The organism is Streptomyces californicus, assembly GCF_000717645.1.
Classification (GTDB): domain Bacteria; phylum Actinomycetota; class Actinomycetes; order Streptomycetales; family Streptomycetaceae; genus Streptomyces; species Streptomyces californicus.
The window spans coordinates 152,849-169,134 of the sequence record NZ_JNZZ01000012.1 but is presented as its reverse complement, the minus strand read 5'-3'; the positions used below and the strand labels follow the sequence as shown (position 1 = coordinate 169,134).

The 16,286-nt window shown below is 73.6% G+C and carries 17 protein-coding genes; 14 read left to right on the top strand and 3 right to left on the bottom strand.

The window, feature by feature from the left end:
• The first annotated feature begins 325 nt into the window (after window positions 1–325).
• From IF19_RS0117555 to IF19_RS0117515, 9 genes are all read left to right on the top strand, one after another.
• Window positions 326–1,444 carry a ParA family protein gene (locus tag IF19_RS0117555; RefSeq protein ID WP_030114293.1) on the top strand — a complete coding sequence of 373 codons (1,119 nt, stop codon included), beginning with the start codon at window positions 326–328 and terminating at the stop codon, window positions 1,442–1,444.
• Window positions 1,441–2,001 carry a hypothetical protein gene (locus IF19_RS0117550; protein WP_030192123.1) on the top strand — a complete coding sequence of 187 codons (561 nt, stop codon included), beginning with the start codon at window positions 1,441–1,443 and terminating at the stop codon, window positions 1,999–2,001. Before IF19_RS0117555 ends, IF19_RS0117550 begins: the two co-directional genes overlap by 4 nt.
• A gap of 258 nt (window positions 2,002–2,259) precedes the next feature.
• On the top strand, window positions 2,260–3,420 hold the full coding sequence (locus tag IF19_RS0117545) for a segregation and condensation protein A (RefSeq protein WP_030290023.1): 1,161 nt from the start codon (window positions 2,260–2,262) through the stop codon (window positions 3,418–3,420).
• A complete protein-coding gene (gene scpB / locus IF19_RS0117540) occupies window positions 3,413–4,069 on the top strand; it encodes an SMC-Scp complex subunit ScpB (RefSeq protein ID WP_030192120.1) in 657 nt (218 codons plus the stop codon). The genes IF19_RS0117545 and scpB overlap by 8 nt, the downstream gene beginning before the upstream one ends.
• Complete coding sequence (locus IF19_RS0117535; RefSeq protein ID WP_030114288.1) at window positions 4,069–5,358, top strand: pseudouridine synthase; 1,290 nt, start codon at window positions 4,069–4,071, stop codon at window positions 5,356–5,358. The genes scpB and IF19_RS0117535 overlap by 1 nt, the downstream gene beginning before the upstream one ends.
• Before the next feature lie 129 nt (window positions 5,359–5,487).
• The gene (gene pnuC / locus IF19_RS0117530; protein WP_030114287.1) at window positions 5,488–6,141 is read left to right on the top strand and encodes a nicotinamide riboside transporter PnuC; all 654 of its coding nucleotides are present in this window, start codon (window positions 5,488–5,490) and stop codon (window positions 6,139–6,141) included.
• Complete coding sequence (locus IF19_RS0117525; RefSeq protein ID WP_030276397.1) at window positions 6,138–7,217, top strand: AAA family ATPase; 1,080 nt, start codon at window positions 6,138–6,140, stop codon at window positions 7,215–7,217. Before pnuC ends, IF19_RS0117525 begins: the two co-directional genes overlap by 4 nt.
• Window positions 7,214–7,984, top strand: a complete 771-nt coding sequence (locus tag IF19_RS0117520; RefSeq protein ID WP_030120478.1) for an NUDIX hydrolase — start codon at window positions 7,214–7,216, stop codon at window positions 7,982–7,984. The genes IF19_RS0117525 and IF19_RS0117520 overlap by 4 nt, the downstream gene beginning before the upstream one ends.
• A complete protein-coding gene (locus IF19_RS0117515; RefSeq protein WP_030114284.1) occupies window positions 7,981–9,006 on the top strand; it encodes an ADP-ribosylglycohydrolase family protein in 1,026 nt (341 codons plus the stop codon). Before IF19_RS0117520 ends, IF19_RS0117515 begins: the two co-directional genes overlap by 4 nt.
• Before the next feature lie 53 nt (window positions 9,007–9,059).
• Here the strand turns inward: IF19_RS0117515 and IF19_RS0117510 are convergent, their stop codons facing one another.
• Window positions 9,060–9,764 (bottom strand): nucleotidyltransferase domain-containing protein, encoded by a 705-nt coding sequence (locus tag IF19_RS0117510; RefSeq protein WP_030120479.1) that lies wholly within the window; start codon window positions 9,762–9,764, stop codon window positions 9,060–9,062.
• A gap of 117 nt (window positions 9,765–9,881) precedes the next feature.
• On the opposite strand from IF19_RS0117510, the gene aroH reads away from it, so the two are divergent.
• From aroH to der, 5 genes are all read left to right on the top strand, one after another.
• A complete protein-coding gene (gene aroH, locus IF19_RS0117505) occupies window positions 9,882–10,244 on the top strand; it encodes a chorismate mutase (protein ID WP_030114281.1) in 363 nt (120 codons plus the stop codon).
• Complete coding sequence (locus IF19_RS0117500) at window positions 10,241–11,326, top strand: prephenate dehydrogenase (RefSeq protein WP_030114280.1); 1,086 nt, start codon at window positions 10,241–10,243, stop codon at window positions 11,324–11,326. Before aroH ends, IF19_RS0117500 begins: the two co-directional genes overlap by 4 nt.
• 194 nt (window positions 11,327–11,520) lie before the next feature.
• A complete protein-coding gene (gene cmk / locus IF19_RS0117495) occupies window positions 11,521–12,216 on the top strand; it encodes a (d)CMP kinase (RefSeq protein ID WP_030114279.1) in 696 nt (231 codons plus the stop codon).
• A complete protein-coding gene (locus IF19_RS0117490) occupies window positions 12,213–12,869 on the top strand; it encodes a lysophospholipid acyltransferase family protein (RefSeq protein ID WP_030114278.1) in 657 nt (218 codons plus the stop codon). The genes cmk and IF19_RS0117490 overlap by 4 nt, the downstream gene beginning before the upstream one ends.
• 78 nt (window positions 12,870–12,947) lie before the next feature.
• Window positions 12,948–14,423: a ribosome biogenesis GTPase Der gene (gene der / locus IF19_RS0117485; protein WP_030120480.1), complete on the top strand. Its 1,476-nt coding sequence runs from the start codon at window positions 12,948–12,950 to the stop codon at window positions 14,421–14,423.
• 97 nt (window positions 14,424–14,520) lie between these two features.
• Here der and IF19_RS0117480 read toward each other — a convergent pair whose 3' ends face one another.
• Both IF19_RS0117480 and IF19_RS0117475 read right to left on the bottom strand, forming a co-directional pair.
• The gene (locus IF19_RS0117480) at window positions 14,521–14,856 is read right to left on the bottom strand and encodes a hypothetical protein (RefSeq protein ID WP_030114276.1); all 336 of its coding nucleotides are present in this window, start codon (window positions 14,854–14,856) and stop codon (window positions 14,521–14,523) included.
• Window positions 14,857–14,993: 137 nt separating this feature from the next.
• Window positions 14,994–15,776, bottom strand: a complete 783-nt coding sequence (locus tag IF19_RS0117475; RefSeq protein ID WP_030276395.1) for a hypothetical protein — start codon at window positions 15,774–15,776, stop codon at window positions 14,994–14,996.
• Window positions 15,777–16,286: the final 510 nt, after the last annotated feature.

Genomic DNA, 16,286 nt, shown 5'->3' with positions numbered 1-16,286 from the left:
TGCCCCGCGAGGTCCGGCCGGACGCGTGTCGGGGCCCGCGCGCCCCTTGTGCGACTCGTCTCGAACGTAACCCTTTACCCGATTCGTTCGGCGGCGAAATGTGCGGCTTGGTCGCTGTGCGCCCTTGACAGCGGGGTGTTCGATTGCCGACACATCGGGTCGGGTCCGGCGGATTGTGTTGCTGCGAACCGGTGACACGCCATAGAGTCGCCAATCGTCGGCATGGTGCCACGCTGACCTATCGATAAGTTTCCTGGTCACGCCCGAGGAGGTAAGACGACTTGTGAATGAGTCGACAATTACTCCTGGGGGTGGTCAACCAGGGATGCCTGTACGGGGTCTGAGCCCGACCGGGCTCGAAGCTGTCGGCTCCGTCGCGGTCCGCACCTTCGCCACCCAACAGCACATGACGACAGCCCCCCAGACGATGGACGGCCCACACGTGAACGCCACGGCCGGCAACGAGAGCAGCCGGGACACCGACCGCTTCGCCGACTTCGCCGAGGTGCCCGAGGGGCACTTCTACGACCCCGACGCCGAGTACGAGCCCGACCCGGAGTACGCGGCCACCCTCGCGCCCGACGCCGCGCGCCAGCGCCGCGAGCGCATCGGCCCGACCGGACGGCCCCTGCCGTACTTCCCGATCCCGGGACCCCTGACCGAGCACGGCCCCGCGAAGATCATCGCGATGTGCAACCAGAAGGGCGGCGTCGGCAAGACCACGTCGACCATCAACCTGGGCGCCGCGCTCGCGGAGTACGGACGCCGGGTCCTGCTCGTCGACTTCGACCCGCAGGGCGCCCTCTCCGTGGGCCTCGGGGTCAATCCGATGGAGCTCGACCTCACCGTCTACAACCTGCTCATGGAGCGGGGCATGACGGCCGACGACGTGCTGCTCAAGACGGCGGTCCCGAACATGGACCTGCTGCCCAGCAACATCGACCTCTCCGCGGCCGAGGTGCAGCTCGTCAGCGAGGTGGCGCGCGAGTCCACGCTCCAGCGCGCCCTCAAGCCCCTGATGGCCGACTACGACTACATCGTGATCGACTGTCAGCCCTCGCTCGGCCTGCTCACCGTGAACGCCCTGACGGCCGCTCACAAGGTCATAGTGCCGCTGGAGTGCGAGTTCTTCGCGCTGCGCGGGGTGGCGCTGCTCACCGAGACCATCGAGAAGGTCCAGGAGCGGCTCAACCCGGAGCTGGAGCTCGACGGCATCCTCGCCACCATGTACGACTCCCGTACGGTGCACAGCCGCGAGGTCCTCGCGCGCGTGGTCGAGGCATTCGACGAGCACGTCTACCACACGGTCATCGGGCGCACGGTCCGCTTCCCGGAGACCACGGTCGCCGGCGAGCCCATCACCACGTACGCCTCCAACTCGGTCGGCGCGGCCGCCTATCGACAGCTCGCCAGGGAGGTGCTCGCCCGGTGTCACGCCGAGTGAGTCTGCCCGGGGCCGACGAACTGTTCCGTACCACCGGAGGCGGGATGGGCCTCCAGCCGTCCTCCCCCGCGGAGCGGCGGCGCAAGGCGAACGGCGAGCCGCGGGTCCCCGCGCCCGCCGGGGAGAGCGACCCCTCCGGCCCGGCCCCGCAGCCCGGCCGTGAGGAGCACGGCGCGGCCGGCGCCGACGGCGCCGACGCACGCGGCAGGGGCGGCGAGGGAGAGCGCCCGGCCGCCGCCGGGGCCGCCTCCGACGAACGGGCCGCCGCCGCGCCCGCCGAGCAGGCCGCGGCGGTCCAGCCGCAGCGCAGGCGCGGTGCGGGGCGCGGGGCCAACCGCCGCCCCAGCGGCCGGGAACGCCACGACGAGAAGATCACGGTCTACGTCTCCGCCGAGGAGCTGATGGACCTCGAACACGCCCGGCTCGTCCTGCGCGGCGAACACGGCCTCGCCGTCGACCGCGGCCGTATCGTCCGCGAGGCGGTGGCGGTGGTCCTGGCCGACCTGGAGTCCCGGGGCGACGCGAGCATCCTCGTACGGCGGCTGCGCGGCCGCTGAGCGCCACGGCGCGGGTAGCCTGCTGCCCCAGGGCCTGTCGTCACCTTCCCGCGTGCCGGGCGACGCCTGGCACGCGCGTTCGCGGCGTTGCCGAAACGGCCGAGTAGCTCCGCTACGCGACCGTCCCGGCGCCTCGCGACGCCGCGCACCGGACGCCGCCCGGCCGCCCTTCGGGCGACGACGGGAAGGTGACCACAGGCCCTGCCCCCGGCCGCCGGGACCCGCCCGCGCCGCCGCCCCACCCCCCCCTGGACCACCATGCCCACGCCCGACGACCCCGCCGCCCCGCGCCGACGCGCCCTGGGACGGGGGCCGGGCGTGGCGGCGCCGCCGGTTCCGGCGGCCCTGATGCCCTCGGCGGTTCCGGCGGCCTCGGCGGCCTCGGCGGTTCCGGCGGCCTCGGCGGCCTCGGCGGCCTCGGCGGTTCCGGCGGCCTCGGCGGAGGAAGCTCCCGAGGCGGTGGGGGAGCCCGCGCGAGCGGTTCCGGAGCCGGGCCCGGACGCCGTGGACGTGACCGGGGCCGGCGCCGAGGACCGGGGCGAGCCCGGGGCCGCCGAGGAATCCGCGCCCGAGGGCGAGTCCGGGGCGGCCGAGGGGGACGGCAGGCGCTTCACCGTGCGGCTGGTGAACTTCGAGGGCCCCTTCGACCTCCTCCTCCAGCTCATCTCCAAGCACAAGCTCGATGTGACCGAGGTCGCCCTGTCCGAGGTCACCGACGAGTTCATGGCGTACATCCGCGCCATGGGCCCCGACTGGGACCTCGACCAGACCACCGAGTTCCTCGTCGTCGCCGCCACCCTGCTGGACCTCAAGGCCGCCCGGCTGCTGCCCGCCGCCGAGGTGGAGGACGAGGCCGACCTCGCGCTCCTGGAGGCGCGGGACCTGCTCTTCGCGCGGCTGCTCCAGTACCGCGCGTACAAGCGGATCGCGGAGATCTTCCAGGACCGCCTGGAGTCGGAGGCCCGCCGCCATCCCCGTACGGTCGGGCTGGAGGACCAGCACGCGGCCCTCTTGCCCGACGTGGTCATCAGCATCGGGCCCGACGGCTTCGCGAAGCTCGCGGTCAAGGCCATGCGGCCCAAGCCGAAACCGCAGGTCTACGTGGACCACATCCACGCCCCGCTGGTCAGCGTCCGGGAGCAGGCGGGCCTGGTGGTGGAGCGGCTGCGCGCGGCCGGGACGGCGGTGAGCTTCGCGGCGCTGACCGAGGACGCGGCGGACACCCTCACGGTGGTCGCCCGGTTCCTGGCCCTGCTGGAGCTGTACCGCGAGAAGGCCGTCACCCTCGACCAGGACGAGGCGCTGGGCGAGCTGCTGGTGGCCTGGTGCGGCGGGGAGGGTGCGGAGCCGGTGCTGACGGACGAGTTCGACCAGGAGCCGGGCGGCGGGCCCGACGAGGAGGGCGTACGGGATGAGTGAGCAGCCGGACCGGGAGCGGGACGTGACCGAGGTCGCCTCGCTCGATCTCAAGCCCGCCCTGGAGGCGGTCCTCATGGTGGTCGACGAGCCCGCCACCGTCGACCACCTCGCCAAGGTCCTCCAGCGCCCCCGCCGGGCCGTGGCGGACGCGTTGCGGGAGCTGGCCGACGAGTACACCGTGCAGCGCCGGGGCTTCGAGCTGCGGCTCGTCGCGGGCGGCTGGCGGTTCTCCACCCGCCCCGCGTACGCGGCGGCGGTGGAGGGCTTCGTCCTGGACGGCCAGCACGCCCGGCTCACGCAGGCCGCGCTGGAGACGCTGGCGGTGGTCGCGTACCGGCAGCCGGTGAGCCGTTCGCGGGTCTCGGCGGTACGCGGAGTCAACTGTGACGGGGTCATGCGGACCCTCCTGCAGAGGGGTCTGGTGGCCGAGGCGGGCGCGGAACCCGAAACAGGTGCGATCCTGTACAGGACGACGAACTACTTTCTGGAGCGCATGGGCCTGCGCGGCCTGGACGAGCTCCCGGAGCTCGCGCCCTTCCTCCCTGAGGCGGACGCGATCGAGGCTGAGACGCTAGAGGGTGTGCCGTCGTTCGATCCGGACGCACCGGACACCCCGGATACTCACGCAGACGACAAGACGGAATTTTGATGCGAAGCAGTGGCAGGAACAGCGGAAGCGGCAGCGGCGGCCAGGGCGGTCGCCCCGGCGGTCAGGGCGGCGGCGGACGCGGCCAGGGCGGCCGCAGTGGCGGCGGGTCCTTCCGTCAGGGCCAGGGCGGCGGTCAGGGCGGACGCTCCGGCGGTCCCGGCGGCGGCGGACGCGGCGGCAGCGGCCAGGGCGGGCGTCCGGGCGGTCAGGGCGGCCGTTCCGGCGGCCCCGGCGGCCGTCAGGGCTTCCAGGGCGGACGCGACGAGCAGGACCAGCGTCCGCGCCGCCCCCGCCCCGAGGAGCGCCGCTACGACGTCGGCAACGACGCCCCCGGCGCCCGGGACGGCCAGGACGGCCCCCGCAAGGGACGCGGCGCGGCGGCCCGCGGCGGCGCCAAGGGCGGCCCGAAGCCCGCGCAGGGCGGCGGCCCCCGCGGCGCCGGCTTCCGGCGCGGCGGCGCCCCCTCGCGCCCCCGCGAGCTGGACGCCAAGATCGAGCAGCGCAACCGCGACCGGTACGCGAACAAGCCCGACATCAAGCTGCCCAAGACCCACCCGGGCGCCGAGGAGGAGGGCGAGCGGCTGCAGAAGGTCCTCGCCCGCGCCGGCATGGGCTCGCGGCGTGCCTGCGAGGAGCTGATCGACCAGGCGCGCGTCGAGGTCAACGGTGAGATCGTCGTCGAGCAGGGCATGCGCGTGGACGTCCACAAGGACGAGATCAAGGTCGACGGCCTGACCGTCGCCGCGCAGTCGTACCTGTTCTTCGCGCTCAACAAGCCCGCCGGCGTCGTCTCCTCCATGGAGGACCCCGACGGCCGCCAGTGCCTCGGCGACTACGTGACCAACCGCGAGACGCGGCTGTTCCACGTCGGCCGGCTCGACACCGAGACGGAGGGCATCATCATGCTCACCAACCACGGTGAGCTGGCCCACCGCCTCACGCACCCCAAGTACGGCGTGAAGAAGACCTACCTGGCCGCCATCCAGGGCCCCCTGCCGCGCGACCTCGGCAAGCGGCTCAAGGACGGCATCCAGCTGGAGGACGGCTACGCCCGCGCCGACCACTTCCGCGTCGTCGAGAACACCGGCAAGAACTACCTGGTCGAGGTGACCCTCCACGAGGGCCGCAAGCACATCGTCCGCCGGATGCTGGCCGAGGCCGGCTTCCCGGTGGAGCGCCTGGTGCGGACGTCCTTCGGGCCGATCCCGCTGGGCGACCAGAAGTCCGGCTGGCTGCGCCGCCTCACCAACACCGAGGTCGGCATGCTGATGCGCGAGGTCGGCCTGTAGCAGCGCCCCACCCCGTACGAAGGCCCGCGGCCGGTTCTGTTCAGGAGTGTCGAACAGAACCGGCCGCGGGCCTTTCGCCGTCCCCGTCCAACCTTTATAGTCATAGTGACTATTAAGAAGGAGGCGGGCGTGAGTCTCGCGGACGTACTCGAACCCCTGCGACAACCCCTGGTGACCGTCCTGGACACCCCGGTCAGCTGGACCGAGGTGCTCGGCTTCGGCAGCGGGGCGCTGTGCGTCTGGCTCGTGGCCCGCCAGCACATCGCCAACTGGCCGATCGGCATCGCCAACAACGTCTTCTTCATCCTGCTGTTCGCCCAGTCCGGCCTGTACGCCGACGCCGGCCTCCAGATCGTCTTCATCACCCTCGCCGCGTACGGCTGGTGGACCTGGACCCACGGGGGTGGATCAGGCTCCGCCGTCCTGCCGGTGCGCAGAACGACCCGTGCCGAATGGACCTGGCTCCTCGCGGCGGGGGTGGTGGGGACCGCGGCGATCACGCTGCTGCTCGCGCGGGCGACCGACTCCACCGTCCCGTTCTGGGACGCGCTGACCACGTCCCTGTCGCTGATGGCCACCTACGGGCAGTGCCGCAAGCGGCTGGAGTCCTGGTGGCTGTGGATCGCCGCCGACGTGGTCTACATCCCGCTCTACGCCCACAAGGGGCTGTACCTGACCTCGCTGCTGTACGCCGGATTCCTCGCGCTCTGCCTGGCCGGCCTGCGCAACTGGCACCGCGACCTGACCGCCCGCGCGGCCCGCCCGGTGGAGGTGGCCGCGTGAAGCGCTACGGACACGGCCTGGTCCTCGGCAAGTTCTACCCGCCGCACGCCGGCCACCACCACCTCGTCCGGACCGCCCAGGACCGCTGCGAGCGGCTGACCGTCCTGGTCTGCGCCGCCTCCGTCGAGTCCGTGCCGCTCGCCGACCGGGTCGCCTGGATGCGCGAGGCGCACCCGGACGCCACGGTGGTCGGCGCGGTCGACGACACGCACATGGACGTCACCGACCCCGCCGTCTGGGACGCGCACATGGCCGTCTTCACCGCCGCCGTGCCCGAGCCCGTGGACGCGGTCTTCACCTCGGAGGCGTACGGGGAGGAGCTGGGCCGCCGCTTCGGCGCCGCGTCCGTCCTCGTCGACCCCGACCGCACGCTCTTCCCGGTCTCCGGCACCGCCGTGCGCGCGGACCCCGCCGGCTGCTGGGACTTCCTCCAGCCGCCCGTACGGGCCGCCCTCGCGCGCCGGGTCGTCGTCCTCGGCGCGGAGTCCACCGGCACCACCACCCTCGCCCGCGCGCTCGCCGCCCACTACCGGGCGCGCGGCGGAGTCTGGGCCCGCACGGGCTACGTCGCCGAGTACGGGCGCGAGTACAGCGAGCACAAGCTCGCCGCCCTGCGCGAACGATGGCCCGGAGCCGCCTGGGAGGACGTCGTCTTCACCACCGACGACTTCCCCCTCATCGCCCGGACCCAGAACGACCGCGAGGAGGCCGCCGCCCGCGCCGGATCCCCGGTCCTCGTCTGCGACACCGACTCCTTCGCCACCACCGTCTGGCACGAGCGGTACGTCGGCGGCCGCAACCCGCTCGTCGAGGAGATCGCCGACCGGGTCGACCACCACCTGTGGCTCCTCACCGACCACGAGGGCGTCGCCTTCGAGGACGACGGACTGCGCGACGGCGAGGAGCTGCGCCCCTGGATGACCGACCGGTTCCGCGCCGAACTCACCCGCACCGGCAGGCGGTTCGTCGAGATGACCGGGCCGCCCGAGGCCCGGCTCGCCGCCGCGGTCGCCGCCGTCGACGAACTCCTCGCCACCGGCTGGGACTTCGCCGCGCCCCTTCCGGAGAAACGATGACCACCCCCGCCCCCGACGGCTACGACCCGTACGCCTACGCCCCGTTCGCCGTCACCGTCGATCTCGCCGTCTTCACCGTCCGCGAGGCCCGGCTGCACGTCCTGCTCGTCGAACGCGGCCAGGAGCCCTTCCGCGGCCGGTGGGCGCTGCCCGGCGGCTTCCTGCTGCCCCGCGAGTGCGCCGAGGACGCCGCCCGCCGCGAGCTCGCCGAGGAGACCGGCCTCGGCCCGGACACGGTCGGCGGCCTCCACCTCGAACAGCTGCGGACCTACACCGACCCGGACCGCGACCCGAGGATGCGGGTCGTCTCCGTCGCGTACGCCGCCCTCCTGCCGGACCTGCCCGAACCGCGCGGCGGCGGCGACGCCGCGTCCGCCCGGTGGTGGGACGCGGACGGCGCCGGGCCGCTGGCCTTCGACCACGACCGGATCCTCGCCGACGCCCGCGACCGGATCGGCGCCAAGCTCGAATACACCAGCCTGGCCACCGCGTTCTGCCCCGCCGAGTTCACCCTCGGGGAGCTCCAGCAGGTCTACGAGACGGTCTGGGGCGTCGAGCTGGACCGCCCCAACTTCCGGCGCAAGGTCCTGAACGCGCCCGGCTTCGTCGAGGCCGTCGAAGGCCCGCCGCGCCGCACCGGCGGCCGGGGCAAACCGGCCGCACTCCACCGCGCGGGCGACGCCACCGCCCTGCACCCGCCCCTGCTGCGCCCGCCGCGGACCGACCCCGCCGCCCCCTCCTCCGCAACGGAAGGACACGACCGATGACCCTCGCCACCCCGCCCGTGACCAAGCAGGCCGCGACCGGCGTCCTCACCGGGCTCGCGCTCGGCGACGCCCTGGGCTTCCCCACCGAGTTCAACGACGTGCCCTCGATCCTCGCGAAGTTCGGCCCCTGGCGGCAGCTGCCCCTCATGACGCCCGCCGTCGTCTCCGACGACACCCAGATGACGATCGCGCTCGGCCGGGGCATCCGGACCGCCATGGACAGCGGCCTGCTCACCCCCGAGCGCATGGCCGGCCCGGTCAGCGCCGAGTTCGTCGCCTGGTACCACGCGCCGGACAACAACCGCGCCCCCGGCAACACCTGCCTCACCGCCTGCCGCCTGCTCGAACACACCCGGATCTGGCAGGAGGCCAGCCAGCTCGACTCCAAGGGCTGCGGCGCCAACATGCGCGTCGCCCCCGTCGGCCTGGTCCCCGGCCTCAGCGACGAACAGCGCGCCGGGGCCGCCCAGCTCCAGGCCGCCCTCACCCACGGCCACCCCACCGCGCTCGCCGCCTCCGACCTGCTGGCCCGCGCGGTCCTCCTGCTCGCCCAGGGCTGCGAGCCCCTCGGCCTGATCGGGCAGTTGCGCAGCTACGCCGTCGAGAACCGGGGCCGCTACCACGCCCGCTGGCTCGGCGACCTCTGGACCCGCGCCGGCGACGCCACCCCGCAGGCGTACATCCAGCGCGGCTGGGACGAGTGCCTGGCGGCCCTGGAGACCGTCCGGGACGCCCTGCGCGACCCGTCGCCGGAGACCGACCCGTGCGAGCGGACCGGGGACGGCTGGATCGCCGAGGAAGCCCTCGCCACCGCCCTGCACTGCTTCCTGCTCTTCCCCGACGAGCCCGTCACCGCCCTGCGCCGGGCCGCCTGCACCCGGGGCGACTCCGACTCGATCGCCTGCCTGACCGGCGCCCTCGCCGGGGCGCACCTGGGCGCGGCGGCCTGGCCCAAGGAGTGGTCCGAGCGCATCGAGTACCGCAGCGACCTGCTGTCCCTGGCGGCGCTCTGGGACTCCTGAGCCCCGAGGGCGCCCCACCCGGCCGTGCAGCGGTGCGCCCACCGCCCGCCCGTTCAGCCGGACGCCCCCCGCGCCGCCGACGCCCGACGGGTCCGTACGAGGAAGTCCTCCACGGCCGCCCGGTCCGGCTCCGGCGGCAGCGGGGTGCGGGACGCCGCCTCGTCGTTCTCGGCGCCGAGGCGGTCCATGCGGCGCTCCACCTCCGGCCAGCTCACCTCGCCCCGCCGTACCGCCAGCAGCTCCTCGCGGGCGTCGCCCACGTCCACGCGCAGCTCGCCCGTGCGCAGCAGGTCCCGGCTGCTCGCCAGCAGCCGCAGCAGGTGCATCGCGTGCTTCCAGCGCGGTGCCCCGTGCACCCGCACGTCCGCCTCCAGCTTCCGGCGCTGACCCAGCGCGTACCGGACGAACGTGCCGTGCGCGAGCCGCGACAGGAACGCCCCGCGCAGCGCCAGCAGCTCGCGGCCGGTGCCGTCCGCGTACTCCACGAGGGGGGAGTGGAGGCACTCCAGCACGTTCGGATTGGCCCGCAGCGCCAGCTCGCAGAAGCGCTCCAGCTCCCAGGAGAACTGCTCCGGAGCGGGCCCGTCCACATGCGTCGGCGGCTTGTCGAAGCGCCAGAACAGCGGGGTGGGGGCCAGGAACACCCCGCGCCGGTCCGTATCGCTGTCCTCGGTGGCCAGGCCGAACGCGCGCGAGCCCATCACACAGGCGTACACCGTGTGGTCGCGTACGAGAGCCTCGTCGGCGGCGCTGATCATGGCCGTGAGGCTACCCGCACGCCCGCGCCCGTCTCACGGACGGAACGCCGTGACCGCCTCCGTCCCGGCCGATCTAGGGTGGGACGCGAGGAACCGGCGAGGAGCGAGGAGCACGACGTGGCGGTACGAGCGATCCGGGGCGCCGTCCAGCTGGACGCGGACGAGGCCGGGCACATGGCCGAGCGGGTCGGTGAGCTGCTCACCGCCGTCCTGGAGCGCAACGAGATCGTCGCCGACGACCTCATCAGCATCTGGTTCACCGCCACCCCCGACCTGCACAGCGACTTCCCGGCCGCCGCCGCCCGGGGGATCGGCATCGTCGACGTCCCGCTGATCTGCGCGCAGGAGCTGGACGTCGAGGGCGCCATGCCCCGCGTCGTCCGTATCCTCGTGCACGTCGAGACCTACCTCTCGCGCGCCGAGATCAGCCACGTCTACCTCGGCGCCACCGCCGCCCTGCGCAAGGACATCGCCCAGTGAGAACCGCCCTCGTCATCGGAACCGGGCTCGTCGGCACCTCCGCCGCCCTCGCACTGGCCGGCCGCGGCGTCCACGTCCACCTCGCCGACCACGACCCCGGGTCCGCCCGCACCGCCGCCGCCCTCGGAGCCGGCACGGACGAGGCGCCCGAGGGGACGGTCGACCTGGCCGTGATCGCCGTACCGCCCGCGCACACCGCCCACGTCCTCGCCACCGCCATGCGCGACGGGGTCGCCCGCGGCTACCTGGACGTCGCCAGCGTCAAGGGCGGCCCGCGCCGCGAGCTGGAGGCGCTCGGCCTCGACCTCGCCGCGTACATCGGCACGCACCCGATGGCCGGCAAGGAGCGCTCCGGCCCCCTCGCCGCCACCGCCGACCTCTTCGAGGGCCGGCCCTGGGTCCTCACCCCGACCCGGGACACCGACACCGAGGTGCTCAACCTGGCGCTGGAGCTGGTCGCCCTGTGCCGGGCCGTCCCCGTCGTCATGGACGCCGACGCCCACGACCGGGCCGTCGCCCTCGTCTCGCACACCCCGCAACTGATCTCCTCCATGGTCGCCGCCCGGCTGGAGGAGGCCGACGAGACCGCCGTACGGCTGTGCGGCCAGGGCATCCGCGACGTCACCCGGATCGCCGCCTCCGACCCCCGGATGTGGGTGGAGATCCTCTCCGCCAACCCCGGCCCGGTCGCGGACGTGCTCGCCGGGGTCGCCGCCGACCTGGAGGAGACCGTGGCCGCGCTGCGCGGGCTCGGCTCCGCCGACGAGGGGAAGCGGAGCGCGGGCACCCACACCATCGAGGACGTCCTGCGGCGCGGCAACGCCGGTCGCGTGAGGGTCCCCGGCAAGCACGGCGCGGCCCCCACCGCGTACGAGACCGTCGCCGTGCTCATCGGCGACAAGCCGGGCGAGCTGGCCGCGATCTTCGCCGACGCGGGCCGGGCCGGGGTCAACATCGAGGACGTCCGCATCGAGCACGCCACCGGCCAGCAGGCGGGCCTCGTCCAGATCATGGTCGAACCCAGCGCCGCCCCGGTCCTCGAAGCGGCGCTCCGGGAACGCGGCTGGTCGATCCGCGGCTGACCCGCCCCGGCCGAGCGGGGCGCCCCCGGCCGGGCGGGGCGTCGCCGCGCCCGCGCGATCCGCCCCGCCCCGGCGGAGGCCGCAGCCGGGAGGTCCGGCTGACCCGTACGGGGTACATGGGCGCGCCCGGCACTCGGTAACCTGGTACGAGGCCGTTCCCAGGCCCGTACGTCCCCGCCCCGTGTACCAGGAAGGTGTCCACCACCGTGGAAACCGCACGCTCCTCCGTGATCGTCGCCATCGACGGGCCCTCGGGCACCGGAAAGTCGAGCACCTCCAAGGCCGTCGCCGCCGCGCTCGGCCTGAGCTACCTGGACACGGGCGCGCAGTACCGGGCCATCACCTGGTGGATGCTGACCAACGGCGTCGACGTGAGCGATCCGGAGCAGATCGCCACCGCCGCCGCCAAGCCCGTGATCGTCTCCGGCACCGACCCCTCCGCCCCGACGATCACCGTCGACGGCGTGGACGCCTCCGGCCCGATCCGCACCCAGGAGGTCACCTCCAAGGTCAGCGCCGTCAGCGCGGTCCCCGAGGTGCGCACCCTCATCACCGCGCTCCAGCGCTCCATCGCGGCCGCCGCGACCGGCGGCATCGTCGTCGAGGGCCGGGACATCGGCACCACCGTCCTGCCCGACGCCGACCTCAAGATCTTCCTCACCGCCTCCCCGGAGGCCCGCGCCGCCCGCCGCAGCGGCGAGGTCAAGGGCTCCGACCTGACCGCCACCCGTGAGGCCCTGATCAAGCGGGACGCCGCCGACTCCGGCCGCAAGACCTCCCCGCTCGCCAAGGCGGACGACGCCGTCGAGGTGGACACCACCGAGCTGACCCTCCAGCAGGTCATCGAGTGCGTCGTCACCCTCGTCGAGGGGAAGCGGGTCGCCGCGTGAGCGATGCCACGGGCGCGCCCACGCTGCGCGGAGCGGCCGTCGGGCGGGCCATCGGCATCGGCCTGATGTACGGGCTGTGGAAGCCCCGGGTCCTCGGCGCCTGGCGGGTGCCCGCCGCCGGACCCGTCATCCTCGCGGTGAACCACTCCCACAACATCGACGGCCCGATGCTGATGGGCACCGCACCCCGCCCGGTGCACTTCCTGATCAAGAAGGAGGCGTTCGTCGGCCCCCTCGACCCGTTCCTGCACGGGATCGGCCAGATCGAGGTGGACCGCCGGGTCGTCGACCGCACCGCCATCGGCCACGCGCTCGGCGTGCTGGCGGACGGCGGAGCCCTCGGGATCTTCCCGGAGGGCACCCGGGGCGAGGGCGACTTCGCCTCGCTGCGCGCCGGACTCGCCTATTTCGCGGTACGGGGAGGGGCTCCGATCGTCCCCGTGGCGGTGCTGGGGAGCACCGAGCGCCGGGGACGGCTGATACGGGGGCTGCCCCCGCTGCGCAGCCGGGTCGACGTCGTCTTCGGTGACGCGTTCGACGCGAGCGCCGGCGACGGGCGGCGTACGCGCAAGGCGCTGGACGAGGCGACGCTGCGGATCCAGGCGAAGCTGACCGCCCACCTGGAAACCGCCAAGCGCCTCACCGGGCGATAGGCGAGACTTGACCTGACTTGAGTAGTGGACCGCGCTGATCGTGGTCCATCGATGATGATGCAAAGAGGAACGGACTTCATGAACGACCAGATTCACTCCGAGGGCTCGGGCCACGAGCACGGAGAACTTGGCGACGCCGAGTACGCGGAGTTCATGGAGCTCGCCGCGCAGGAGGGCTTCGACCCCGAGGAGGTCGAGGGCGCCCTGGACGAGGCCGGTCACGGCCCGCTCCCCGTGCTCGCCGTCGTCGGCCGCCCCAATGTCGGCAAGTCGACGCTGGTGAACCGGATCATCGGCCGCCGCGAGGCGGTCGTGCAGGACAAGCCCGGTGTCACCCGCGACCGCGTCAGCTACGAGGCCGAATGGGCCGGACGCCGCTTCAAGGTCGTCGACACCGGCGGCTGGGAGCAGGACGTCCTCGGCCTCGACGCCTCCGTCGCCGCCCAGGCCGAGTACGCCATCGAGACCGCCGACGCGGTCGTCTTCGTCGTCGACTCCACCGTCGGCGCCACCGACACCGACGAGGCCGTCGTCAAGCTGCTGCGCCGGGCCGGCAAGCCCGTCGTCCTGTGCGCCAACAAGGTCGACGGCCAGAGCGGCGAGGCCGACGCCACCGCGCTGTGGTCGCTCGGGCTCGGCGAGCCCTACCCGGTCTCCTCGCTGCACGGCCGCGGCACCGGCGACATGCTGGACGCCGTCCTGGAGGCGCTGCCGGAGGCCCCGGCCCAGAAGTTCGGCACGGCGCTCGGCGGCCCCCGCCGGATCGCCCTGATCGGCCGCCCGAACGTCGGCAAGTCCTCCCTGCTGAACAAGGTCGCCGGTGAGGACCGCGTCGTCGTCAACGAACTGGCCGGCACCACCCGCGACCCGGTCGACGAGCTGATCAACCTCGGCGGCATCACCTGGAAGTTCATCGACACGGCCGGCATCCGCCGCCGCGTCCACCTCCAGGAGGGCGCGGACTACTACGCCTCGCTGCGTACGGCCGCCGCCGTGGAGAAGGCCGAGGTCGCCGTCATCCTGATCGACTCCAGCGAGTCCATCAGCGTCCAGGACCAGCGCATCGTCACCATGGCCGTGGAGGCCGGGCGCGCTGTCGTCGTCGCCTTCAACAAGTGGGACACCCTCGACGAGGAGCGCCGCTACTACCTGGAGCGCGAGATCGAGACGGAGCTGGCGCAGATCTCCTGGGCCCCGCGCGTCAACGTCTCGGCCGTCACCGGCCGCCACATGGAGAAGCTGGTCCCGGCGATCGAGACCGCGATCGAGGGCTGGGAGACCCGCGTCCCCACCGGCCGGCTGAACGCCTTCCTCGGTGAGATCGTCGCCGCCCACCCGCACCCGGTGCGCGGCGGCAAGCAGCCCCGCATCCTCTTCGGCACCCAGGCGGGCACCAAGCCCCCGCGCTTCGTGCTCTTCGCCTCCGGCTTCCTGGAGCACGGCTACCGCCGCTTCATCGAGCGCCGGCTGCGCGAGGAGTTCGGCTTCGAGGGCACCCCGATCCACATCTCCGTGCGGGTCCGCGAGAAGCGCGGCCGCAACCCCAAGAAGTAGCCCGGCCGTACGACGAAGCCCCGGACCGCTCTCGCACGGAGCGAGCGGTCCGGGGCTTCGTCGTACGGTCCGTGCCCGTCGGGTTCCGGGGCGGGTCTCAGGAGTCCCGGGGGCCGGAACCGGGGGGCAGGGCGGCGGGGCGGGGGCGCCCCGCGTGCCGCCCGACCCGCTGCCAGGAGCCGATGCCGCCGGTGTGCTGGCTCTGCCCGCCGCCGCCGCCGCTGCCGCTTCCGCCCCGGCCGTCGTGGCCCGGATAGCCGCCCAGCGGGGCCCTGGTGGCGAAGAAGCCCGCGCTGAACGCCGGGAAGGAGAGGTTCTCCTCGCCGCTCCGATCGCCCGGCAAGGCCCGGAACGAGCGCCGGTACTCGGAGTACAGCGCGTCGTAGATCGGCGTGGGGGACACGCCCCCCGACGGATCCTGCGCGGGACGCATGGCGGGAATCTGACTCTGATGCTGGCGAGGGGAGTCGTATGAGTGCACGTAGGTGCCAACGACCTCGTCGCCCGTCGGATGCGGCCGCGCCGGAGAAAACGCCGCACGACGGGAGCGCCCGAGCGGGGCGGACATGCTCAGGTCCCGGCCAGCGGCATCGCCGCGGCGACCAGGACCCCGTTGGCCGCGGCCTTCTCCAGGGCGTCCCGCAGCAGGTCCTCGCGCGGCTGCTGGCCGATGGTGCCGGCCGGGGCGGCGAAGACGAGGACCTGCTGCGACTTGTTGACCGCGGCCCGCCAGCCCTCGGTCACCTGGAGCGGCTGGTGGGCCTGCCACCAGGCGACCGGGTTGCCGCCGCCGGCGCTCGGCTGCAGCACCGCGTGGAGCCGGCCCACCGCCAGCAGCACGGACCAGCCGGGCAGGACCTCCGGCAGCCGGTTCATGTCGGGGGCCGGGCGGAAGCCCTGCTCCAGCAGGAGCTGGAGGAACTCGTCGCCCCCGCTCCCGTCGGTGCCGGGCCGGGCGACCGGTCCGGTCGGTTCGACGACCAGCGCCGGGCGCAGATCGTCCTCGATGAGCACGAGTCCGCTGGTGATGCCGAGGACGGCCTGTTCGGGCATGAGCCCCTCCGTGTTGTTCCGCTCGCTGCCGGTGATGCTGCGCACCGCGCCCTGGAGCTGGTCCTCGGCCACCCTGACGACCTGCGAGGGGATGCACGTCGCGTGGGCGAAGGCGAGGACGGCGGTCTCGTCGCCGACGAACAGCACCGTGCTGGTGCGCTCCTGGTCGGAGTCGCCGGGGGTCCGGCAGGAGGTGCAGTCGTAACTGCCCGGGGCGTTGTCGCCGACGAGCAGCCGGTCGGCTTCGTCGTCGCCGATCTCGGCGCGTACGTCCTGGCTGACGTCGAGCATGCGCGGCACGGGGGCTCCTCGAACTCGGTGCGCGGGCCGGGTGGTTCCCGGCCCTTACCAAGGACAACGCCGGTTCGTGGAAGGGGTCACGCACGGGGCGGACGGAAGTGCGAAAAGACCGGCCGGGATCGATACATCGTCGTAGAGAGCTGTCGACACCTGCCGGTCCTCCACCGGCCGGAACCGGGCCCGGACCGGTCGGCGGGCGGCCTCAGCGGGGCTCCGGGCCGGTCGGCGGGCGGCCCGGGCGGGCGGTGGGGAATCTTTTTCGGGAAGCGCGGGCAACCTCCCGGCATTTTCCTACGTCAAGCACGGGGGAAGTGTCGGCGAACGGGTGGCGGGTAGGCGACCCGCTCACTACCACGACGGCCTGCGCGCGCGGTCCCGTTATTTTCGGGTGTCACCGGCAACCGGATTTCATCGTTCCGGAACCCGCAGGTCAGTGGCGGTCCGGCGGCGGAACGGGGACACCGCGCGCGCATGCGCGGAAGCCCCGGGATTTCCCGGTGCATTTCGGAC